The organism is Catellatospora methionotrophica (assembly GCF_011297335.1).
GTDB lineage: Bacteria > Actinomycetota > Actinomycetes > Mycobacteriales > Micromonosporaceae > Catellatospora > Catellatospora methionotrophica.
Genome location: NZ_JAAOTJ010000006.1, coordinates 326,758 through 347,183, shown reverse-complemented (window position 1 = coordinate 347,183; position 20,426 = coordinate 326,758). Strand labels below are relative to the sequence as shown.

At 70.2% G+C, this 20,426-nt stretch carries 24 protein-coding genes and 1 tRNA gene; 8 read left to right on the top strand and 17 right to left on the bottom strand.

Annotated elements, in window-relative coordinates; translation table 11 throughout:
- Nucleotides 1-101 precede the first annotated feature (101 nt).
- The 11 genes from HAV40_RS17800 to HAV40_RS17750 all read right to left on the bottom strand — a co-directional run bounded on the left by HAV40_RS17800 (nt 102) and on the right by HAV40_RS17750 (nt 10,470).
- On the bottom strand, nt 102-491 hold the full coding sequence (locus HAV40_RS17800; RefSeq protein WP_166382591.1) for a PPOX class F420-dependent oxidoreductase: 390 nt from the start codon (nt 489-491) through the stop codon (nt 102-104).
- 148 nt (nt 492-639) lie between these two features.
- On the bottom strand, nt 640-1,392 hold the full coding sequence (locus HAV40_RS17795; protein ID WP_166382688.1) for an amino acid ABC transporter ATP-binding protein: 753 nt from the start codon (nt 1,390-1,392) through the stop codon (nt 640-642).
- Between the two features lie 130 nt (nt 1,393-1,522).
- Nucleotides 1,523-2,500: an amino acid ABC transporter permease gene (locus HAV40_RS17790; RefSeq protein WP_166382589.1), complete on the bottom strand. Its 978-nt coding sequence runs from the start codon at nt 2,498-2,500 to the stop codon at nt 1,523-1,525.
- 3 nt (nt 2,501-2,503) lie between these two features.
- Nucleotides 2,504-3,388: an ABC transporter substrate-binding protein gene (locus tag HAV40_RS17785; RefSeq protein WP_166382587.1), complete on the bottom strand. Its 885-nt coding sequence runs from the start codon at nt 3,386-3,388 to the stop codon at nt 2,504-2,506.
- Nucleotides 3,389-3,537: 149 nt separating this feature from the next.
- A complete protein-coding gene (locus HAV40_RS17780) occupies nt 3,538-4,248 on the bottom strand; it encodes an ABC transporter ATP-binding protein (protein WP_166382585.1) in 711 nt (236 codons plus the stop codon).
- Nucleotides 4,238-5,017: an ABC transporter ATP-binding protein gene (locus HAV40_RS17775; protein ID WP_166382583.1), complete on the bottom strand. Its 780-nt coding sequence runs from the start codon at nt 5,015-5,017 to the stop codon at nt 4,238-4,240. The genes HAV40_RS17780 and HAV40_RS17775 overlap by 11 nt, the downstream gene beginning before the upstream one ends.
- Entirely contained in the window at nt 5,010-6,212 is a 1,203-nt protein-coding gene (locus HAV40_RS17770; RefSeq protein ID WP_166382581.1) for a branched-chain amino acid ABC transporter permease, read from the bottom strand. The genes HAV40_RS17775 and HAV40_RS17770 overlap by 8 nt, the downstream gene beginning before the upstream one ends.
- Complete coding sequence (locus HAV40_RS17765) at nt 6,209-7,159, bottom strand: branched-chain amino acid ABC transporter permease (protein ID WP_166382579.1); 951 nt, start codon at nt 7,157-7,159, stop codon at nt 6,209-6,211. The genes HAV40_RS17770 and HAV40_RS17765 overlap by 4 nt, the downstream gene beginning before the upstream one ends.
- Before the next feature lie 102 nt (nt 7,160-7,261).
- Entirely contained in the window at nt 7,262-8,425 is a 1,164-nt protein-coding gene (locus tag HAV40_RS17760) for a branched-chain amino acid ABC transporter substrate-binding protein (protein ID WP_166382577.1), read from the bottom strand.
- Between the two features lie 200 nt (nt 8,426-8,625).
- The gene (locus tag HAV40_RS17755) at nt 8,626-9,795 is read right to left on the bottom strand and encodes a hypothetical protein (RefSeq protein ID WP_166382575.1); all 1,170 of its coding nucleotides are present in this window, start codon (nt 9,793-9,795) and stop codon (nt 8,626-8,628) included.
- A 63-nt stretch (nt 9,796-9,858) separates the two neighbouring features.
- Nucleotides 9,859-10,470: an ANTAR domain-containing response regulator gene (locus HAV40_RS17750; RefSeq protein WP_166382573.1), complete on the bottom strand. Its 612-nt coding sequence runs from the start codon at nt 10,468-10,470 to the stop codon at nt 9,859-9,861.
- A gap of 94 nt (nt 10,471-10,564) precedes the next feature.
- Between HAV40_RS17750 and HAV40_RS17745 the strand changes: the two genes are divergently transcribed.
- Both HAV40_RS17745 and HAV40_RS17740 read left to right on the top strand, forming a co-directional pair.
- A tRNA-Leu gene (locus tag HAV40_RS17745) sits at nt 10,565-10,638 on the top strand.
- Between the two features lie 46 nt (nt 10,639-10,684).
- On the top strand, nt 10,685-11,428 hold the full coding sequence (locus tag HAV40_RS17740) for a terminase gpP N-terminus-related DNA-binding protein (RefSeq protein ID WP_166382571.1): 744 nt from the start codon (nt 10,685-10,687) through the stop codon (nt 11,426-11,428).
- Between the two features lie 137 nt (nt 11,429-11,565).
- Here HAV40_RS17740 and HAV40_RS17735 read toward each other — a convergent pair whose 3' ends face one another.
- The 6 genes from HAV40_RS17735 to HAV40_RS17710 all read right to left on the bottom strand — a co-directional run bounded on the left by HAV40_RS17735 (nt 11,566) and on the right by HAV40_RS17710 (nt 17,118).
- Nucleotides 11,566-12,471, bottom strand: coding sequence for a sulfite exporter TauE/SafE family protein (locus tag HAV40_RS17735; RefSeq protein WP_166382569.1), 906 nt, complete (start codon nt 12,469-12,471; stop codon nt 11,566-11,568).
- 117 nt (nt 12,472-12,588) lie between these two features.
- Nucleotides 12,589-13,026 carry an RrF2 family transcriptional regulator gene (locus HAV40_RS17730; protein WP_166382567.1) on the bottom strand — a complete coding sequence of 146 codons (438 nt, stop codon included), beginning with the start codon at nt 13,024-13,026 and terminating at the stop codon, nt 12,589-12,591.
- A 215-nt stretch (nt 13,027-13,241) separates the two neighbouring features.
- Nucleotides 13,242-14,120, bottom strand: a complete 879-nt coding sequence (locus tag HAV40_RS17725) for an acyl-CoA thioesterase (protein WP_166382565.1) — start codon at nt 14,118-14,120, stop codon at nt 13,242-13,244.
- 48 nt (nt 14,121-14,168) lie between these two features.
- Complete coding sequence (gene pyk, locus HAV40_RS17720; protein WP_166382563.1) at nt 14,169-15,626, bottom strand: pyruvate kinase; 1,458 nt, start codon at nt 15,624-15,626, stop codon at nt 14,169-14,171.
- 130 nt (nt 15,627-15,756) lie between these two features.
- Nucleotides 15,757-16,647 (bottom strand): LLM class flavin-dependent oxidoreductase, encoded by an 891-nt coding sequence (locus HAV40_RS17715; protein ID WP_166382561.1) that lies wholly within the window; start codon nt 16,645-16,647, stop codon nt 15,757-15,759.
- Nucleotides 16,648-16,695: 48 nt separating this feature from the next.
- Nucleotides 16,696-17,118, bottom strand: coding sequence for a helix-turn-helix domain-containing protein (locus HAV40_RS17710; RefSeq protein ID WP_166382559.1), 423 nt, complete (start codon nt 17,116-17,118; stop codon nt 16,696-16,698).
- 230 nt (nt 17,119-17,348) lie between these two features.
- On the opposite strand from HAV40_RS17710, the gene HAV40_RS17705 reads away from it, so the two are divergent.
- From HAV40_RS17705 to HAV40_RS17680, 6 genes are all read left to right on the top strand, one after another.
- Nucleotides 17,349-18,197, top strand: coding sequence for a sigma-70 family RNA polymerase sigma factor (locus HAV40_RS17705; protein ID WP_409364925.1), 849 nt, complete (start codon nt 17,349-17,351; stop codon nt 18,195-18,197).
- A complete protein-coding gene (locus HAV40_RS17700) occupies nt 18,194-18,649 on the top strand; it encodes a hypothetical protein (RefSeq protein WP_166382555.1) in 456 nt (151 codons plus the stop codon). Before HAV40_RS17705 ends, HAV40_RS17700 begins: the two co-directional genes overlap by 4 nt.
- Nucleotides 18,646-18,942 (top strand): hypothetical protein, encoded by a 297-nt coding sequence (locus tag HAV40_RS17695; protein ID WP_166382553.1) that lies wholly within the window; start codon nt 18,646-18,648, stop codon nt 18,940-18,942. The genes HAV40_RS17700 and HAV40_RS17695 overlap by 4 nt, the downstream gene beginning before the upstream one ends.
- A complete protein-coding gene (locus HAV40_RS38900; RefSeq protein ID WP_275413448.1) occupies nt 18,935-19,273 on the top strand; it encodes a helix-turn-helix domain-containing protein in 339 nt (112 codons plus the stop codon). The genes HAV40_RS17695 and HAV40_RS38900 overlap by 8 nt, the downstream gene beginning before the upstream one ends.
- 12 nt (nt 19,274-19,285) lie before the next feature.
- Entirely contained in the window at nt 19,286-19,429 is a 144-nt protein-coding gene (locus tag HAV40_RS17685) for a hypothetical protein (RefSeq protein WP_166382551.1), read from the top strand.
- A 395-nt stretch (nt 19,430-19,824) separates the two neighbouring features.
- Nucleotides 19,825-20,355 carry a DUF6239 family natural product biosynthesis protein gene (locus tag HAV40_RS17680; protein WP_166382549.1) on the top strand — a complete coding sequence of 177 codons (531 nt, stop codon included), beginning with the start codon at nt 19,825-19,827 and terminating at the stop codon, nt 20,353-20,355.
- Nucleotides 20,356-20,426: the final 71 nt, after the last annotated feature.

Below are 20,426 nucleotides of genomic sequence, written 5' to 3'. Positions count from 1 at the left end.
CGCCCCCGCGCCGCCACCGCCGGCCCGCACGTCACGTCGATCAGGAATCGGCTGCCCGCACGCGGGCGCGCCACGGCGGCGACGCCATGCCCACCGGCCGGTCAGGCGCGGGCGACCGGCTCGGTGATGCGGACGCCGACGGTGCCGTTCGCGCCCCGCCGGAGCCAGCTGCCCCACATCGTGATCCGGCCGAGGATGCCGTACTTGCCTGCCAGCAGGTGCCGCACGGACGCGGTCTCGTCCGGGCCGAGCAGTCTGGCCCGGGCCGGGATGGTGGGTCCGGTGACCCTGCCGCGCACGTCGCAGTCGCTGATGGTGACCTTGCTGCTGCGCCGTAGCCGTTTGACCTTGCCGCTGTCGGCGACCGTCCAGACGTAGATGTCCGCCCCGTCACGCACCGCCCACACCGGCGTCGGCACCGCCCGCCCGTCCCTGCGGAACGTGGTTACCAGCAGGTACTTCCCGAACTCCAGGTCCGCGACGGTAGGCATATGCCCACCCTAATGCCCCGGCACGGCAACGTCGATCACGCACGGGCCCGGCGTCCCGCGCCCGCATCCTGACCGAACACCGCGTCAGAGTTGCCCGTCGAAACGGCAACCAGGGACGGCAACCGGGGACGGGGACGGCGTCCGGAGGTCAGAGGACCTTGCTGAGGAAGTCGCGGGTGCGGGGGTGTCGGGGGTTGGCGAGGACTTCCCGGGGAGCGCCGGATTCGACGACCACGCCGTCGTCCATGAAGATGAGCTGGTCGCCGACCTCGCGGGCGAAGCCGATCTCGTGAGTGACCACGACCATGGTCATGCCGGATCTCGCCAGGTCCTTCATGGCGTCGAGGACGTCGCCGACGAGTTCGGGGTCCAGTGCGCTGGTGGGTTCGTCGAACAGCATCAGCTTGGGGTCCATGGCCAGGGCGCGGGCGATGGCCACACGCTGCTGCTGGCCGCCGGACAGCTGGGACGGGTAGTTCAGGGCCTTGTCGGCCAGGCCGACGCGGTCCAGCAGTTCCATGCCTCGGCGGCGGGCGTCGGCCCGGCCGTGGCCCTTGACCATGGTGGGGGCCTCGATCACGTTCTCCAGCGCGCACATGTGCGGGAACAGGTTGAAGCGCTGGAACACCATGCCGATCTCGCGGCGCTGCGCGGCGACCGCCTTGTCGTGCAGCTCGTAGAGCTTGTCGCCCTTCTGCTGGTAGCCGACGAGGTTGCCGTCGACCCAGATCCGCCCGGCGTCGATCTTCTCCAGGTGGTTGATGCAGCGCAGGAACGTCGACTTGCCCGAGCCGGATGGGCCCAGCACCACGCACACGTTGCCGCGCGGCACCGTCACGTCGATGCCGCGCAGCACCTTGACGTGCCCGAACGCCTTGTGCACGTTCTCCGCCCGGACCATGGGCTCCGCGCCGGCGGCCGGGTGCGGGTCCGCGGCGCGGACCACGGGCTGGGCGTCGTCGTCCGGCGCGCGGTGCCGCGCCTGGTCGCTCATGCCGCCACCCCGCCGGCGGGGTCTTCGCAACGCTGGCTCATGGCAGCTCCGGGTTCGCTCCGTGCTCGGCGGCGAGGCCTTCGAGCTTCATCTTCGCCTTGGCGGCGCGGCCGTAGCCGCGGGAGAAGCGCTTCTCCAGGAAGTACTGGCCGACCAGCAGGATGCTGACCAGGAACAGGTACCACAGGATCGCGGCGACCAGCATCGGGAACACCTGGAAGGTGCGGTTGCCGATGGCCGACAGCTGGAAGAACAGCTCGGCGGTGACCGGCACCGCGATGAGCAGCGAGGTGTCCTTGAGCATCGCGATGGTCTCGTTGCCGGTCGGCGGGATGATCACGCGCATGGCCTGCGGCAGCACCACGCGCCGCAGGGCCTGCGCGCGGCTCATGCCGAGGGCGGTGGCGGCCTCGTCCTGGCCCGGGTCGACCGACAGCATGCCCGCCCGCACGATCTCGGCCATGTACGCGGCCTCCGACAGCGCCAGGCCCAGCACCCCGACCCAGAACCCGACCAGCAGCTCGCGGGTCGTGATGCCGAACAGCCGCCAGTGCGCGTCTTGCAGCCCGAACAACTTGCCGAGGTAGGTGTCGAACGGGACGCCGATCTCCAGGCGCGGCCACAGGATGCCCAGGTTGCCCATGACGATCAGCAGCACGTACCGGGGCACGGCCCGGAAGAACCAGGTGTACGCCCACGACGTGCCGCGCAGGATCGGGTTGTTGGACAGCCGGGCCACCGCGACCACGATGCCCAGCACCACCCCGATGATCATCGCCAGGATCGTGATCGAGACGGTGCCGAGCAGCCCGCGCATCACCGGTGGCGTGAACATGTTCTGGAACATGAACTTCCACTGGAAGGCGCTGTTGGTGACCAGCAGGTGCACGAACATCGCCGCCAGCACCGCGATCACCACGATCGCGACCCACCGTCCCGGGTGCCGGACCGGGATGGCCTTGATCGGTTCGGCGTCCCGCGGCACCGGGGTGGCCGACGTGTCCGGGATGGTCATGGCCTACGGGTTGATCTGCGCGCTCGGCACGGCGCCCGCCTGCACGCCCCAGTTGCTCAGGATCTTCTCGTACGCCCCGTTCTTGATCAGCTCGTCGACCGCCGCCTGCAGGGCCTTGGCCATCTCGGGCTGGTTGTTGCTGACCACGTAGCCGTAGGGGGCCGAGTCGTAGATGTCGCCGAGCAGCTCCAGCTGCCCGTTGGACTGCTTGACCGCGTACGCCGCGACCGGCGAGTCGGCCAGCATCGCGTCGTCCTTGCCGGACACCACGGAGCTGGCGACCTGGTCCTGGCCCGCGTACGGCTGGACGACCACGGCGGGCTTGCCCGCGGCGGTGCACGCCTCGGACCGCTTGGTGATGTCCTCGAACTGGACCGTGTCCTTCTGCACCGCGATGCGCTTGCCGCACGGTTCGGCGGGGTTGATCCCGGCCGGGTTGCCGGTCTTGGTCGCCCACTGGGTCCCGGCGCTGAAGTAGGTCACCATCTGCGCCTGCTTCTTGCGCTCGTCGTTGACGGTGAACGAGGAGACGCCGACCTCGTACTTGCCGGAGCCGACACCCGGGATGATGTCGCCGAAGGTGGCCGGCTGGAACTCGGCGGTCAGCCCGAGGGTCTGCGCGACGGCCTTGAACAGGTCGACGTCGAAGCCGACCACGGTCGAGCCGTCGGGGGCCAGGAACTCGTTCGGGGCGTACGTCGCGTCGACGCCCACCAGGATCTTGCCGTCGGACTTGATGGCGTCGGGCACCATCGCCGCCAGCGTCGGGTTGGCCGACACGCTGGGTCCGGCGCTCGGGGACGCGGCGGGCTCGCCGCCGCCGCAACCGCCCGCGGCCAGCGCGAGCGCGCACGCCCCGACCGGAATCAGTCTCTTGAGCACATCCATCCCCTTTGCGTACCGTGTGATGATTCACGGTAACGCAAGGTGAGCCGCGTCCTGGTCCGAACCGGGACACATCGCCCGGCACGGCAAGGAGCGGCCCGCCGCCCACGCCCCCCAGGACGCGTGCGACGGGCCGCCCGTCAGCTCAGCGATCAGGCCACGCCGAGGTAGGCCGCCTTCACCGCCGGGTCGTGGAGCAGGTCCGCCCCCGTGCCCTCCTTGACGATGTTGCCGGTCTCCAACACGTACGCCCGGTGCGCGCGCGACAGCGCCTGCTGCGCGTTCTGCTCCACCAGCAACACCGTGGTGCCCTGCTGGTTGATCTCCGTGATGATCGTGAAGATCTGCTGGATGATCATCGGGGCGAGGCCCATCGACGGCTCGTCGAGCAGCAGCAGCTTCGGCCGCGCCATCAGCGCCCGGCCCACCGCGAGCATCTGCTGCTCGCCGCCCGACAGCGTGCCACCGGCCTGCTTGCGCCGCTCCAGCAGACGCGGGAACAGGCCGTAGACCCGCTCCATGTCCTGCGCGATCGCCGCATGGTCGCGCCGGATGTACGCGCCCATCTCCAGGTTCTCCTGGACCGTCATACCCGGGAACACGCCCCGGCCCTCCGGCGCCTGGCAGATGCCACGGGCCACCCGCAGGTCCGCCCGGACCTTGCTGATGTCCTCGCCCTGGAACCGGATCGCCCCGCTCGACACCGCCCGCAGGCCCGAGATGGCCCGCATGATGGTCGACTTGCCGGCCCCGTTCGCGCCGATCAGCGCGACGACCTCACCCTCGTTGACGTGCAGGCTGATGCCGTGCAGGGCCTGGATCCGCCCGTAGTGCAGCGTGATGTCGTCGATCTCAAGCAGCATCGGGAACCCCCAGGTACGCAGCGACCACCTTCGGGTTGTCCCGCACTTCCTCGGGCGTACCCTCAGCGATCTTCCTGCCGAACTCCAGCACGACGATCCGGTCCGTCACACCCATGACCAGCCGCATGTCGTGCTCGATGAGCAGCACGGTCACGCCCGAGTCGCGGATCTTCTTGATCAGCTCCAGCAGCGCGACCTTCTCCGCCGGGTTGAAGCCGGCAGCCGGCTCGTCCAGGCAGAGCAGCGCGGGATTGGTGGCCAGCGCGCGGGCGATCTCCAGCCGCCGCTGGTCACCGTAGGACAGGTTACGGGCCAGGTCGTCGCTGCGGCCCGTGATGCCCACGAAGTTCAGCAGCTCCAGCGCCCGCGCCTTGCTCTGGCGCTCCTCGCGCCAGTGCTTGGGCAGCCGCAGCAGCGCCGTCGGCACGCTGGTCGTGTTGTGCGCGTCCGCGCCCACCAGGACGTTCTCCAGCGCCGTCATCTCCGGGAAGAGACGGATGTTCTGGAACGTCCGGGCCATGCCCATCTTCGTGATCTTGTTGCGCTTCTTGCCGCTGACCTGCTCGCCCTTGAACCGGATCTGGCCCTCGGTCGGCAGGTACACGCCCGTCATGGCGTTGAAGCAGGTCGTCTTGCCGGCGCCGTTCGGGCCGATCAGACCCAGGATCTCGCCCTCGTAGAGGGTGAAGTCGACCTGGTTCAGCGCCACCACACCGCCGAAGCGCAGCGTGACGTTGTCGACCTCCAGCAGAGGTTTGCGCTCACTCAACGGGGGCCACCTCCTTCTGCCGGTCCTTGAGCTCCGCCGCGCGGCGGCGGTTGGGCCACAGGCCCTGTGGGCGGTAGATCATCACCACGATGAGCAGCGCGCCGAAGATGACGAACCGCAGCGACGTCGGGCTGACGTCGATGTGGATGCCGCCCACCGTGACCTGCGTCGGCCAGCCGAACACGTCACCGACCGAGCGCAGCCACTCCGGCAGGTAGATGACCAGGAAGCCGCCCAGGATCGCGCCGCCGATGCTGCCCGCGCCGCCCAGCAGGACCGCCGCCAGCACCAGGATCGAGTTCTCCAGGCTGAACGTCGCCGAGTTGACGAAGTTCGCCTGGCCCGCCCACAGCGAACCGGACAGGCCGCCGATCGCCGCACCGATCGCGAACGCCCACAGCTTGAACTTGAACGTGGGCACGCCCATCAGCTCGGCCGCGTCCTCGTCCTCGCGGATGGCCACCCACGCCCGGCCGACCCGGCTGTTGGCCAGGTTCCGGATCAGGAAGATGACCACGATGATCACCGTCAGCACGAGCCAGTAGTACGGCGCGAAGTCCAGCTCGAAGATCGCCTCGCCGTTGGAGTAGGTGCCCGGCGGGTGCCCGACGCTCGGGATGCCGCGGTCGCCGTTGAGGATCCAGTCCTGGTTCTTGGCCACGATCCGGATGATCTCGGCGAAGCCCAGTGTCACGATCGCCAGGTAGTCACCGCGCAACCGCAGCGTCGGCCAGCCCAGCAGCACACCCGACAGCATCGCCAGCGCGATCGCGATCGGCACCGTCACCAGCCACGGCCACGGGCTCTCGAACCAGTTGTACTCCGTGATCAGCTTGCTCTCCGGCGACGTCAGCAGCGCCACCGTGTACGCGCCGACCGCGAAGAAGCCGAAGAAGCCGAGGTCGAGCAGACCGGCGTAGCCGAGCACCACGTTCAGGCCCAGCGCCAGCAGGATGTAGTAACCGCACTGGAACAGCACACCGGCCATGTCCGAGCCGGTCGTGTAGAACGGCAGGTAGCCGCTGCCCATCGGGATCGGGAAGCCGAGGTTCTCGTAGAACGCCTTCGTCGGCAGCAGGTACAGCAGCACCACGAACACCGCCATCGCGGTGATCCGGGCCGGCAGCGGCAGGTCCTGGAAGCGATCCCGCAGGTTCAGCTTCCAGCGCTGCTTCTTGACAGTCTCGGTCGTCATGCGCGGGCCCTCCCCAGCGATTCTCCCAGCAGACCGGTGGGGCGGAACATCAGCAGGACGAGCAGCACCACGAACGCGATGACGTTGGTCCAGTTGGAGCCGAACAGCGCCGCGCCGTACGCCTCGACCAGGCCCAGCAGCAGACCGCCGACCAGCGCACCGCGCAGGTTGCCGATACCGCCGAGCACCGCGGCCGAGAACGCCTTCAAACCGATCAGGAAGCCCACGTTGAAGCGGGTGTTGCCCTGCTTCATGCTGTAGAAGACCGCGGCGACACCGGCCAGCAGGCCACCGAGCAGGAACACGAGCCCGATCACGCGGCCCTTGTTCACGCCCATCAGGGCGGCGGTGTCAGCGTCCTGCGCGACGGCCCGGATACCCCGGCCGAACCGGGTCTTGGACACGAACCAGTCCAGGCCGAACATCACGGCCAGCGCGACCACGAAGGTCATCAGCTGCAGCGGGTAGACGGTCCAGCCACCAGCCGAGAACAGGGGCTCCGTCGGCAGCAGGCCGGGAATGCCCTGCTGGCGGCGCTCGGTGAAAGCACCCATCAGCTCGGCGAGCACGAACGACGCGCCGATGGCGCTGATCAGGAAGACGAGGGGTGGAGCGTTGCGCTTGCGCAGCGGCCGGTAGGCCACCGCCTCGACGACCATCGCCACACCACCGGAGAACAGTGAGGCGACCACCAGCGAGACGACGATCAGCAGCAGCGCCGTCCCCAGGTCGGGGCGGGCCGAGTTGCTGTCGTAACCCATCAGGCCCCAGGTCCACAGCGCGGCGAAGGTGCCGTACATGAAGACCTCGGAGTGGGCAAAGTTGATCAGACGCAAGACGCCGTAGACCAGGGTGTACCCGAGCGCCACCAGCGCGTAGATCGACCCTTGGGCCAATCCGGTGGTGGTCAGATCAGGAAAACCCTGGATCAGGTCATCGAAATTCACGGGGGCTCCCGAAAGGGTTTCTGAAAAGCCGGGTGCGGCCGGAAGGGGGAACCTCCGGCCGCACCGGGTATCAACTGCGAATCACTTACCGATCGGGAAAGATCAGCTCTTCGGGAGCTGCGTCGGGTTCGCCCACGCGCCGTCCTTGGCGACGAACGCCCAGATCGAGACCTGCGCCGGGTCGAGCTCGCCGTTGGCCTCCCACTTGTACGTCACACCGGTAGCGGTGCCGACGCCGTTGTAGGTGCCCAGGAACGCCTGCATGTCGGCACGCGTGGTCTTGCCGGCCTTGAAGCCCTCCAGGAAGACCTTGGTCAGGTCGTACGCCACGTCGGCGTACACGCCCGGGTCGGTGCCGAACTTGGCCTTGAAGTCGGCCACGAAGTTGCCCTTGGCCGCGGTGGCCGGGCCACACGGGCACGTCACGACCGCGCCCTCGACGTCGGCCTTACCGGTCACGCTCAGCATGTTGGCGTCGTAGAGACCGTCGCCACCGATGAAGGTGCCCTTGAAGCCGCCGGCACGCAGCTGCTTCAGGAACGGGGCCGCCTCCGGGGTGTAACCGCCGTAGAACACCGCGGTCGCGCCGCTGTTCTTGACAGCCGTCACGACGGGGCCGAACTCGACCTGCTTCTCGGTGACCTTGTCCTTGCCGACGACAGCGGCGCCGACGACCTTCTCGACCTCGTCGCGCAGGCCGGTGCCGTACGCGGACTGGTCGTCGACCAGGAAGACCTTCTCGGCCTTGGCGACGTCCTTCAGGTAGCGGCCGATGGCCGGGCCCTGGGACAGGTCGTTGCCGACGCCACGGTGGAAGATCTTCCAGCCCTTGCTGTTCAGGCTCGGGCGGGTCGCGGACTGCGTGATGATCGGCAGGCCGGCCTTGTCGAAGATCGGGTTGGCGACCTCGGACTCACCCGAGAACGCCGGGCCGACGACACCGATGATCTTCTCGTCGGCGACGGCGGCGGTGGCCAGCGGAGCGGCCTTGTCGCCCGAACCCTGCGAGTCGAACGGCACCAGGGTGACGTTGGCGCCCGGGTTGGCCGCGTTGTACTCAGCGATCGCCAGCTCGGCGCCGTTCTTACCCGGCGTCACGAGGCCAGCGGCGTCACCGGTGAGTGCGCCGAAGAAACCGATCTTCAGACCCGAGACGGTGCTGCCGCCCGGCGTCGTCGGCTCTTCCTTCTTGCATGCGGCGGCGCCACCGGCGACGAGCGCCAGAATGGCGACGCCTCCGAGCACCCGCGCGAGTCGTTGCCTCAAGGCTAGAACCCTCCTCCATCCGAGATCCGGACCCGCAGACGCCACTGTGCGTGCAAGCAGACCGGAACAGATCGTGAACCACGATCTGGCCAGGGACGTTATCCCACTCACACCCGGATCGGTAAGACCTCGCCTAAGGGTTGACCCAACCGTTACGTGAGCAGCACCATTCCGAGGTACCCCCCGGTGAGCTGCGGGTATTATCTGTGCTTCGCCGGCAGGTCCATGATCCAGACATGCGCCCCCGCGCCGTCGTCGCCGATCACCAGAACCCGCCGCCCCGCCCCGGCGACCCCCGCGGCGGACACCCCCGCCGCCGACATCGGCGCAGGCGAAGCCACCGCGACCCAGCCCTGATCGGGTGACATGAGCCACAACCGGTACATCCCGCCATCCGAGACGACCGCCATCGGCCCCCCGTCAGTGACCGCCAGACCGGCCACCCACGCCACCGGCCCCGGCCGCGTCGACCCGAACACCCCCGCGTCGGCCCACCCACCGTCCACCAGCCGCCACGCCCCGAACCGCGCGCCCCGCAGGCCCACCGCGTACGGCACCCCGCCCACCAGGGCGACCCGGTCGAACTGCTCGTACTCCCCCGTCGCCGGGGCGGGCAGGCGGGTCCAGTGCACGCCGTCCGGCGAAGCCCACGCCAGCGCGTCCCGGTCCAGCCGGTCCGCGGGGCTCAGCGCCCCGACCATCAGCCAGCCGTCCGCAGTCGCCACCACGTCGTACGCCATCGTCTCGCCCCGGCCGTCGCGGGCCAGCTCCGGCAGACCCTCCCGGATGACGAACCCGGTCGCGTCCGGCGACGTCCACACCGCCGCCCCCGCCAGCCGGTTCCCGGCGATCGCCCAGCCCTTCGCACCACCCGCGAGCCGCGCGACGTTCACCGCGTCCGGGCCTCCGAACAGCTGGAACCCCGCGATCACCTCGTGCAGCGGGCCGTCCGGGCCGCCGTACCACTGGGTGATCCGGGGGTTGCCGTGCGCGCCACCGCTGCGCGCCCCCAGCATCGCGATCCGGTCCCCCCGGCAACCGAGCGCGTAGATCGCGGCCCGCTCGCCGTAGTAGGTGGTCCCCAGGAAGTCCAGCGTCCGCCAGCTTTCGCTGTCCGCGCTGGTCCAGACCACGGGCCGGGTGACCCCGGCCGGATCGGCGAGCGCCCCCGACAGGTACCAGCGGCCCGCGCAGACCGTCGCGTCGCGCAGCACCAGGCGGCCCGGCGGGCCGGGTGGCGCGGGCAGCGTCAGCTCACGCCACGACGGGCGCAGCACGGTCTCGGGAGCCGGCGACGGCGCTGCCGCGGTGCACCCGCCCACCAGCGTGATGAGGAGTGTCAGCGCGACCAGGCCACGACCGGACAGCATCGACCGATCGTAGGCGCGCCGCCGCGACCGCGCAGACCCCGGCCGCGGCACGCGCATGAGCTGCTACTCGGCGGACTCCGCGTCAGCCGCCTCGACGATGATCCGCTCGGCGACCTCGCGCATCGTCAGGCGGTGGTCCATCGCGGTGCGCTGGATCCACTTGAACGCCTGCGGCTCGTTCATCCCGTACTGCGTCATCAGCGCGCCCTTGGCCCGCTCCACTGCCTTGCGGGTCTCCAGCCGGTCGTTGAGCCCGGCGACCTCGGCCTCCAGCGCCGCGACCTCGGCGAACCGGGACAGCGCGATCTCGATCGCGGGCACCAGGTCACTCTGCTGGAACGGCTTGACCAGGTAGGCCATCGCACCGGCCGCACGGGCCCGCTCGACCAGGTCACGCTGGCTGAACGCGGTCAGGATGATCACCGGGGCGATCCGCGCGCCGGCGATGCGCTCCGCGGCGGCCAGGCCGTCCATGATCGGCATCTTGATGTCCAGGATGCACAGGTCGGGGTGCAGCTCCTCGGCCAGCTTCACCGCGGTCTCGCCGTCACCGGCCTCGCCGACCACGTCGTAGCCTTCCTCGCCGAGCATCTCGGCCAGGTCCAGCCTGATCAGCGCCTCATCCTCCGCGATCAGCACGCGCTTGCGCACGACACCAGCCTGCTTCTCGGTCACCGGAACCACAACCCCCACACCACGAACGGAACCGGGCAACCCGTAACCGGGTGCCGCACACGTCAGCCTAGTAGGTACGCTAATGCCTGCCGTAGTCCCCGTACTCCAACCGGCAGAGAGACGGAGCTCAAACCTCCGACAGTGTGGGTTCGAATCCCACCGGGGGCACTCCCTGTTCAGACTCCCTGTCGCACCCCTGCGGCAGGCTGCTCGTGTGCGCCCCCACCCCGTGCGTAACGCGGCCAGGGACCTTCACCACGCCGGTCTGACGGTCGCCGAGGTCTCCCGCCGGATGGACCTGCCCTACCGGACCGTCTGGGAGTGGTGCCGCAGGCCCATGCCCACCGACGACATCGTCCAGCGGTGCCCGCGCTGCCAGGAAACGCCGCGGCTGCCCGACGACCTGCCCGCCTATGCCTACCTGCTGGGACAGTATCTGGGCGACGGGCACCTCGCTCTCACCGCGCGGGTTCCCGTACTCCGGATCGCCTGCGCCGACGCGTATCCCGCCATCATGGACCGCTGCGAGCAGGCGATGCTGGCCGTCCTGGCCCGGCGGGTGTCCCGGGTCCACGCGATCGGCTGCACGACCGTGCAGAGCGTCGCCAAACACTGGCCCTGCCTGCTGCCCCAGGCTGGGCCGGGCAAGAAGCACCAGCGCCGCATCGAACTGGTGGACTGGCAGCGGGAGATCGTCACCGCGGTGCCGGGAGACTTCGTGCGCGGGCTGTTCCACTCCGACGGATGCCGCGCCCTCAACCGGATCACCAAGGACGGCAGGACGTACGAGTACCCCCGCTACCTGTTCGCCAACGAGTCGGCGGACATCCTGGCGCTGTGCGGCTGGGCGCTGGACCTGCTCGGTGTCGCCTGGCGGCTGAACCGCCGCAACTCGCTGTCGGTGGCGCGGCGCGAAGCCGTCGCCCGCCTCGACGAACATGTCGGCTCGAAGTCCTGATCACTCACCGTCGCCGGTCGACCGATCCGCGCGGCGTGCCCCACTCCCCCTAGACCGTCCTAGGATTCCAGCCCGTAGCCGGGCCACTGGGGGCGCACGGCTACGGGCTGGAATCTAAGGACTGGAAGGTGCGCTGGTCAGGCGGCGGGCACGAGCTCCGGCTCGGCGGCCGGAACCTGCTGGGCGGCCCGGTTGCCGCGGCGCCAGGCGCGTACCGAGAAGCCGATGGCGAGCGCCCACAGCGCCACCTCCAGCGGGTACAGGTACGGCCCGAGCTCGGGTTCGACCTTGAACGCCCGCAGCAGGCTGCGCGTGTTGACGAGGATGATGAGCCCGCCCACGAACGCGCCGAGCAGCTGCGCGGGCACGTGGCGGACCAGCCAGGCGGCGATCGGCGCGGCGAGTACGCCGCCGACGAGCAGGGCGGCGACGGTCGGCAGCACGAAGCCTTCGGAGCCGAGACCGAGCAGGAAGCCGACGCTGGCGGCACCGGCGACGAGGAACTCGGAGGTGCCGACGGAGCCGATGACCTTGCGGGGTTCCATGCTGCCGGAGGCGAGCAGGGTCGGCGTGGCGACGGGGCCCCATCCTCCGCCGCCGGTGGCGTCGATGAACCCGGCGAACAGGCCGAGCGGGGCGAGGAAGCGGCGCGGCAGGGCGCGGGGCCGGGTGGGCCGCAGCGGGCGGGAGAAGCGGTACAGCAGGTAGATGCCGAGCGCGAGCAGGATGCCGGCGGTCCACGGGACGGCGGATTCGGTGGACAGGTTGCTCAGCACGGTGGCGCCGGCGAACGCGCCGAGGGCGCCGGGCAGGGCGATGTTGCGTACGACGCGCCAGTCGACGTTGCCGAAGCGCCAGTGCGAGATGCCGGAGGCGAGGGTGGTGCCGACCTCGGCGAGGTGCACGGAGGCGGAGGCGGCGGCCGGGGAGATGCCGGCGATGAGGAGCAGGGTGCTGGAGGTGACGCCGTAGGCCATGCCGAGGGAGCCGTCGACGAGCTGGGCGGCGAACCCCACTAGTGCCATGACCAGGAGTTTTCTCACGGCCGCTGCCTCCTACTGATCCCAGCTTCTTGGTATTTCCGATCAGTTTAATAGGAATGGTAGGCGAGGCAAGACCCGGGTGTTGAGTATTGATGAAACGACGCTGTCCGGAATCTGTCAGGAGGCGGCGAGCGGCAGGTGGGCGGCTACGGGTTCGGGCAGCACTCCGGCGATGACGTGCGCAATGGTGACCTGGGTCAGGATGGCCCGCTCGGACTCCTCCACGGCGGTCCACACCTGCTGCAGTGCCTGCGCCGCGCCCAGTGGGGCGTCGGCCTGCACGGCCCGTGGCGAACTGAGCGGCCCGTCGATCACCTCGACGACCTCGACCAGGGAGATCTGCTCGGCCGGCCGGGCCAGCCAGTATCCGCCCTCGGGCCCGCGCTGGGCGAACACGATGCCGCCCCGGCGCAGCTGCAGCAGGATGCTCTCGCAGAACTTCGGCGGGATCTCCTGCGCGCGGGCGATCCGCTCGGAGGTCACCGGGCCATCGCCCCCGGAGGCGAGTTCGATCACGGCACGCAACGCGTAATCGACACGGGCGGACAGTCGCATGACCCGATTATCGCCCGAACGGCCGCTCCGCCCACCCGAACGATCCCCACCCCGTGACCCGCCCCACCCGCCGGCTGCCCGACTCCTCCCCTTCATCCCTTTTCTGGTGCTGACGTTTCGGACGGAGATCGCCGTTTGAGGTCAGAAAGTGCGGTGTGACCCCAGGTTTTGACACCAAATAGCGATCTTCGCCGAAACGGAGTGGGAGGGAGGGGTCAGGCGCCGACGGGGCGGAGGAGGCCCTCCTGGGCGGCGGTGGCGATGTGGCGGCCGTCGCGGGTGAACATGCGGCCGGTGGCCAGGCCGCGCGAGCCGGAGGCCGAGGGGCTGGCGCAGTCGTAGAGGAACCATTCGTCGGCGCGGAACGGCCGGTGGAACCAGAGGGCGTGATCGAGGCTCGCGCCGATGACACCGCCGGGGCCCCACACTTCGCCGTGGACCGACAGGACCGCGTCGAGCAGCGTCAGGTCGGACAGGTAGGTCAGCGCGCAGGCGTGCAGCAGGGGGTCGTCGGGCAGCTTGCCGTCCAGGCGCATCCACACCCGCTGCAGGTCGTTGGCGACGCGCTTGCCGGGGCGCACCCAGCCGGGCTCGTCGACGTAGCGCACGTCCATGGGCCGGGGCAGGATCTTCCAGATGCCCAGGCGTTCCGGGTACGGCGAGAGCCGGTCGGCCATGGTCGGCAGCTCGTCGGGGCCGGGCACGTCGACCGGGGCGGGATCGTGGTGGTCGAGCCCTTCCTCGCGTACCTGGAACGAGGCCGACATGAGGAAGATCGGCTTGCCCCGCTGCATCGCCACCGAGCGCCGTACCGAGAAGGAACGCCCGTCGCGGATCTTCTCGACGTGGTAGTCGATCGGCTCGGCCATGTTCCCGGCGCGGACGAAGTAGCCGTGCAGCGAGTGGACGTGGCGGGACGGGTCGACAGTGCGGCCCCCGGCGACCAGGGCCTGGGCGGCGACCTGGCCGCCGTAGACGCGCGGCGGCCCGATCGGCGGGTTCTGGCCCCGGAAGACGAGTTCGTCGACCGGGGCCAGGTCCAGCAGCTCGACCAGGCTGTCCACGGCGGCCTGACCGGTGATGGGCTCGCTCATGTCACTTCCGTTCGCGCGGGCCGAACTGCGCTCGGCGTCGCGCTCACCCTAGCTCTGGGCGGGCGGGGCGGCCTGGGCCAGGGTCTGCGGCATGGCCAGCGAGCCGAGCTGGTGTACGCGCAGGGTGTTGGTGGAGCCGGGGGTGCCGGGCGGGCTGCCCGCGACGACGACGACGTAGTCGCCGACGTTGGCCCGGCCGAGGCCGAGCAGCCGCTCGTCCACCTGGCGGAACATGTCGTCGGTGTGGTGCACGAACGGCATGAGGAAGGTCTCCACGCCCCAGGCGAGGGCGAGCTGGTCGCGGACGGCCCGCTCGGGGGTGAAGGCCAGCAGCGGCAGGTCGCAGTGCAGGCGGGCGAGCCGGTGCACGGTGTCGCCGGTGACGGTGAACGCGACCAGGGCCTTGGCGCCGACGGCGCGGGCGATCTGCGAGGCGGCCACGGTCAGCGCGCCGCCACGGGTGCGCGGGTCGTGCTGCAGCCGCGGCACGGCGATCTGACCGGCCTCGGTGGTCGTGATGATCTTCGCCATGGTGCTGACGGTCAGCACCGGGTACTTGCCGACGCTGGTCTCGCCCGAGAGCATCACGGCGTCCGCGCCGTCGAGGACGGCGTTGGCGACGTCGGAGGCCTCGGCGCGGGTGGGCCGCGAGTTCTCGATCATGGAGTCGAGCATCTGCGTGGCGACGATGACCGGCTTGGCGTACTCGCGGCCGAGCTGGACGGCGCGCTTCTGCACCAGCGGGACCTGGTCGAGGGGGAGCTCGACGCCGAGGTCGCCGCGGGCGACCATGAGGCCGTCGAACGCGTCCGTGATGGCCTCGAGGTTGTCGACCGCCTCGGGCTTCTCGATCTTCGCGATGACCGGGCGGACGATGCCCATCTCGTGCATGATCGCGTGGACCAGCTTGATGTCCTCGGGCGAGCGCACGAACGACAGTGCGATGAGGTCGACGCCGAGCGCGAGCGCGAAGCGCAGGTCCTCGGCGTCCTTCTCGGACATGGCGGGCACCGACACGGCCACGTTCGGCAGTGAGACGCCCTTGTTGTTGGAGACCGGCCCGCCCTCGATGACGAGGCAGCGGATGTCCGGTCCGGTTACGGCCGTCACCTCGACGGCGACCTTGCCGTCGTCGATGAGCAGGCGGTCGCCGGCCTTGACCTCGGCCGGCAGCTTCCGATAGGTGCAGGAGACCCGGTCGGCCGTGCCAAGGATGTCGTCGCTGGTGATGACAACACTGTCACCGGTACGCCACTCGTGGGGGCCGTCCGCGAACTTGCCAAGTCTGATCTTCGGGCCCTGCAGGTCGGCCAGCGTCGCCACAGCCTTGCCGGTGGCGGCGGCCACCTCGCGGACCCGCAGGTATGCCTGCTCGTGGTCGGCGTGGGAGCCGTGGCTGAAGTTCATGCGGGCGACGTCCATCCCGGCCTCGACGAGCCCGCGGAGGCGCTCGGGGGACCAGGTGGCAGGTCCGAGAGTACAGACGATCTTTGCGCGGCGTGTCACGACCGGCAAGCCTAGTCCGTTGATGTGACCTAGGTTGCAACGGGGCGTCGACGTCTCGACAAATCCCGGATGCACGGGAGACACTGATCGATCGTTCAGTGGGCCGAAACGGGACGTCCGGTACGTCGCCTCACGCCCCGAACGCCGCCGTCAGCGCGGCCGGGAGTTCTTCATAAATGCCCTGGCCGGGGTCGAAACAGGTGCCCGGAATGGGACGGTGCACCACGATCTCGTCGATGCCGAGCGCGGCGTAGCGTCCCGCGAAGTCGACGAACGCCTGCACCGAGTCCAGCGGCTGTTCCCGGGTGAATCCGGTGAGCAGGACATGCGACAGTTCCGCCGGGTCCCGGTCCTGCGCGGCGCACGCCCTGGCCAGCCCGTCGAGCTGGCCCGCGATGATGCCGGGCAGCAGCTCGGGGTCGGTCTCGTCGCCCTTGCGGGCCGGGCCGGTGGTGATCCAGGCCTGGCCGTGCCGCGCCGCCAGGGCGAGCCCGCGCGGGCCGGTGGCGGCCACGGCCAGCGGCACCCGCGGGCGCTGCACGCAGCCGGGCAGCATGCGGGCCTCGTACGCCGAGTAGTGCTTGCCGTGGTGGGTGGTGTCGCCGTCGGTGAGCAGCCGGTCGAGCAGCGGCACGAACTCCTCGAAGCGCTCGGTCCGCTCGGCGGTGGACCAGGGCGCCTGGCCCAGCACCGCGGCGTCGAACCCGATCCCGCCCGCGCCGATGCCGACCGTGATCCGCCCGTCCGACACGTCGTCGAGGGTCATCACGTCCTTGGCGAGCGTGACCGGGTGCCGGAAGTTGGGCGAGGTGACCATGGTGCCCAGCCGCAGCCGCCGCGTGACCCCGGCGGCGGCGGTCAGCGTCGGCACCGCGCCGAACCAGGGGCCGTCGCGGAACGTACGCCAGGACAGGTGGTCGTAGGTGTAGGCGGCGTGGAAGCCGGCGTCCTCGGCCTCCCGCCAGATGTGCCGGCCTTCGCGCCAGGGGTACACGGGCAGGATCAACGCGGAGACTCGCATTCATCCGACCGTAGCAGCGGGGGTGCCCGCCGACCGCACCCGCGCCGGTTACGCGGCCGCTCGGCGGGGGCGGTTGAGCATGGCGGTGATCTCGGTGTTGCGGGCGTGCCGCTGGGCCTCGCGCAGCCCGGTGACGTACTCGACGAGTTCGGCCTTGGCCTGCGGGTCGAGGTCGGACTGCAGGATCGGGGTGATCTCGGCGTCGGCATCGCGGTGGGCCACGTTGGCGGCGGCCGTCAGGGCGCTGACCACGTCGTCGCCGAGCGCCTCGGCGACGCGGCGCACCGAGCCGACGGTCACCGACTCGCCGCCGTCGCGGATCCAGTCGAAGATCGTCTGCCGGGCGATGCCCGAGTCCCGGGCGAGTTTGGCCACCGACCAGCCGGGACGCCGTGTCATCCGGCGCAGGTAGCGCCCCCACTCGGTGTCCGGCTGCGCTCTGTCGCCCGCCGCCGCTGATACGTCGCCCATACCTAACAGGCTACCGGCGCGAACCGCAACGCCGGCATCGCCCACACGTCGTGAACAAGCGACGTAATGGCCTGGTCGTGGGAAGCGCGATGAGCCGGTCGGCGGTCACCCGTTCGAGCGTAATCGACTCCTCGACACGACGTTACTTGCGTCGTGCATGGGCGACGGTTACCGTGACCTCCAGCGCCAGACCGACAGATCCAGATGACGGTGCGTCGCCCGCAAACAACGTGGTCCGCGCCCGGACCGCGTCACCGTCGCGAGGTCGGCCGGCAGGCGCCGCAGCGGTACGCCGCTGCTCCCCCCTCGCGGTGTGGCCGTCCAAGGCACTGGGCGGCCACACCGCGGGTCCGCCGGGTCGTGAACCCCGGTCCGGCGGACCCCCAGCGAGCAATCCCCCGCCAGTAGAGGAGCAACCACGTGCTCATGACATGCAAGGGCCGGGTGTCGCGCGGATGACCGTCGTCACGCAGCAAGCCCGCACCGCCCTCGCCGATGCGGTGCCCGAGGAGCAGTCGTACGTCTGGAACCTGGTCGCACGAGCGCAGCAGGGCGACACCGAGGCGTTCGGGAAGATCTACGCGCAGTACGCCCCCGCGGTCTTCCGCTTCATCTACTTCCGGGTCCGGCACAGCCCCACCGCCGAGGACCTGACGTCCGACACGTTCCTGCGCGCCCTCAAGCGCATCGGCAGCGTGCGCTGGCAGGGCCGCGACTTCGCGGCCTGGCTGATCACGATCGCCCGCCACATCGTGGCCGACTACTACAAGTCGGGCCGCTACCGCTTCGAGGTCAGCGGCGAGGTCCTCGACTTCGACCAGGAGGAGTTCAGCCTCGACGGCGCTCCGGACCGGGTCGCCATGGACCACGTCAACAACCTCGCGCTGCTCGCGGCGGTGAAGAAGCTCAACCCGTCGCAGCAGCGCTGCATCGCGCTGCGGTTCCTGGTCGGACTGTCCACCGCGGAGACCGCGCAGTCGATGGGCAAGAGCGAGGGCGCGGTCAAGGCCCTGCAGTGCCGCGCGGTACGGATGCTCGGCCGCCTGCTGCCCGACGGCTTCCAGGAGGGCAGGTCATGACCCTGTCCACCACGATGCTCTCGCTGTACACGGCGGCCGTGGCCTCGGTGACCTTCTCCGCCACGCTGTTCGTGATGCGCGACCGGCTGACCCTGGTCGAGGAGGCGAGACTGATCCTGGACCAGGCCGACGAGGTTGGCGAGCAGTGGTGGGGCAGCGACGACGATCCGCGGACCGCGCGGCGGCGCGCGGTGGTGGCGTTCTGGCGGCGCGCCCTGGACCGGCGCCGGCCGGATGGATCCCGGCGGCGCCCCGCCGGACCGGCCGGCGACCCCACGCACCAGCCCGGTGCGGTCGGCCAGGCCAGCCCGGTGCGCAGGCCGGAGGCCGATCCCGAGGTCACCGCGTATCTCGACGCGGTGCCGCCCTACCCGGCCGTGGACTATCACGGCAGGCACACCGCGACCGGGGCGTACCCGCAGGTCCCGTCCACCCGGCAGGCGTACCCGTGAGGCGTCGGGCCTGGTGGCGGTGGCTGGCCCGGCTGTGCGACCGGGAGGCCATGCGCGCGGGGGTGGAGGTCAGCGCGCTGCGCTCGGCGCTGGTCGCCGAGGCCGTGCTCGCCCGGCGGGCCGAGGAGCTGGCGCGCCGGGCCTGCCGGGAACGCGACCGCTACCGCGGTGAGGCGGCGGCGCTGCACGCCGAGCTGGCCGCGGTGCGCGACCTCATCTCCGGCGGGGACCAGTGGTGGCCGCTGTGGCCGGCCGACGACCGGCCCGACGCGAGGGAGCACGCCGGTGTCTGACTCCCCCACGCCCGTTCCCCGGCTGCCCGCGCACGTACGTGAGGCGGCGCTGCACGCCAGCGGCGGCGCGGAGCTGACCCCGCGGCTGGTGACGGCGCTGGCCGCCGTCTACGCCGCGGGGCTGCGCGACGGGGCCGGGGTGCGCGCGGGCCGCCGCGACATGATGACCCCGGCCGAGGTGCTCGCGCTACTGCCGGTGGACCGTAAGACCGTCAAGCGCTGGGCGGACCGCGGCCTGCTGCGCGTCACCCGCACCGCCGGCGGGCACCGCCGGTATCTGCGCGAGGACGTCGCCGCCCTGCTGGTCAAGCACGGCTGGGTGCCACGCTGAAGGAGTGGGTCGATGGCTTCGGAGCTCTACCGCCGCAGGCACGGCAGCCCCCGGCTGCGGGCGATGCTGCTGCTGTTCACCGAGGGACTGATCTTCGGGCTGGGGGTGTTCGTCTCCTTCGGCGTGTTCACCACCGCGCTCGCCCTGGTCCATTGATCAGCACAGAGTGATCCAGTACTACTTTGCGTAACCGAGCTTTTGAAGGCAACTGCCCGATTCGACGTAACACCTCTTTAATGTGCGTCGATGTCCACTCGGACCATCACGCAGCGTAGCGGGCGAAGCATGCGCCTAAAGCTGACGATAAAGGTATTTTTAGCCCCTCCATGCACGTGCGAATTGCAACATGCGTCTTCTTTGAATCGGTGTTGTCCCCAGCGCCCGGAGTCGATACGTCCGGATGATGGCGCGCTGACCTGCAGTCCACAATTCGGCGTCGGAAGTGAATTCGCTCTGTGTTACTAGCGCATCAGCGTCCCTGGAGGCACGCTGAGTGTTCGTTCATTCGGCGCGTGCGCCCGGACGCCCAGCGGTCCCGGAAGGGAAGACAGTTGATTGTCAAAGTCAAGAGTGGGGCCTTCTGGCTGTCCATTCTCGGCCTCGCCCTGGTGCTCGTCCTGGCGGCGTATCTCGTCGTCTGGCCGGCCGGTCAGGGGGTGAGCCGGGAGACGAGCGTGCTCGCCAGGGTCATCGCGGCTACCGCGATCGGGGTGGTGCTCATGCTCGCCGGTGCGGTGGCACTGTCCAACCAGCACCTCGTCAACCGCCTGCACGAGGCGGAGACCCGGCAGCTGGCCCGCGACCACCAGCGCGGCGAGCACATGCGCATCGTGATCACCGCGCTGAGCGACATAGTCCAGCAGCTCGCCCAGTTCAGCAAGACGCTGGAGGAGACGGCCGGGCGGACCACCGGCGCCGAGTCGCCGCAGCTGCACGTACGCGAGGACCTGGGCAAGCTCAGCGCCATGGTCGACCTGCTGCGCGAGGACCAGGAGGAACTGTTCGAAGTGGTCACCCGCATGCAGGCCGACAACGTGACCGTGCTGCCGGTGCGCCGGGGCCCGGAGCCGAAGACCCGCTGACCCGCAGCTCAACCGGCCTAGACATGGGAAAGGGCGCCTTCCGCGACACTGAGTGTCGCGGAAGGCGCCCT

Coding starts and splice junctions, on each gene's coding strand:
- HAV40_RS17700 (WP_166382555.1), top strand. CDS start 18,194: ATGACCCTGTCCACCACGATGCTCTCGCTGTACACGGCGGCCGTGGCC.
- HAV40_RS17715 (WP_166382561.1), bottom strand. CDS start 16,647: ATGCGAGTCTCCGCGTTGATCCTGCCCGTGTACCCCTGGCGCGAAGGC.
- HAV40_RS17800 (WP_166382591.1), bottom strand. CDS start 491: ATGCCTACCGTCGCGGACCTGGAGTTCGGGAAGTACCTGCTGGTAACC.
- HAV40_RS17785 (WP_166382587.1), bottom strand. CDS start 3,388: ATGGATGTGCTCAAGAGACTGATTCCGGTCGGGGCGTGCGCGCTCGCG.
- HAV40_RS17710 (WP_166382559.1), bottom strand. CDS start 17,118: ATGGGCGACGTATCAGCGGCGGCGGGCGACAGAGCGCAGCCGGACACC.
- HAV40_RS17730 (WP_166382567.1), bottom strand. CDS start 13,026: ATGCGACTGTCCGCCCGTGTCGATTACGCGTTGCGTGCCGTGATCGAA.
- HAV40_RS17795 (WP_166382688.1), bottom strand. CDS start 1,392: ATGGTCCGGGCGGAGAACGTGCACAAGGCGTTCGGGCACGTCAAGGTG.
- HAV40_RS17685 (WP_166382551.1), top strand. CDS start 19,286: ATGGCTTCGGAGCTCTACCGCCGCAGGCACGGCAGCCCCCGGCTGCGG.
- HAV40_RS17770 (WP_166382581.1), bottom strand. CDS start 6,212: ATGACGACCGAGACTGTCAAGAAGCAGCGCTGGAAGCTGAACCTGCGG.
- HAV40_RS17790 (WP_166382589.1), bottom strand. CDS start 2,500: ATGACCATCCCGGACACGTCGGCCACCCCGGTGCCGCGGGACGCCGAA.
- HAV40_RS17725 (WP_166382565.1), bottom strand. CDS start 14,120: ATGAGCGAGCCCATCACCGGTCAGGCCGCCGTGGACAGCCTGGTCGAG.
- HAV40_RS17780 (WP_166382585.1), bottom strand. CDS start 4,248: ATGCTGCTTGAGATCGACGACATCACGCTGCACTACGGGCGGATCCAG.
- HAV40_RS17755 (WP_166382575.1), bottom strand. CDS start 9,795: ATGCTGTCCGGTCGTGGCCTGGTCGCGCTGACACTCCTCATCACGCTG.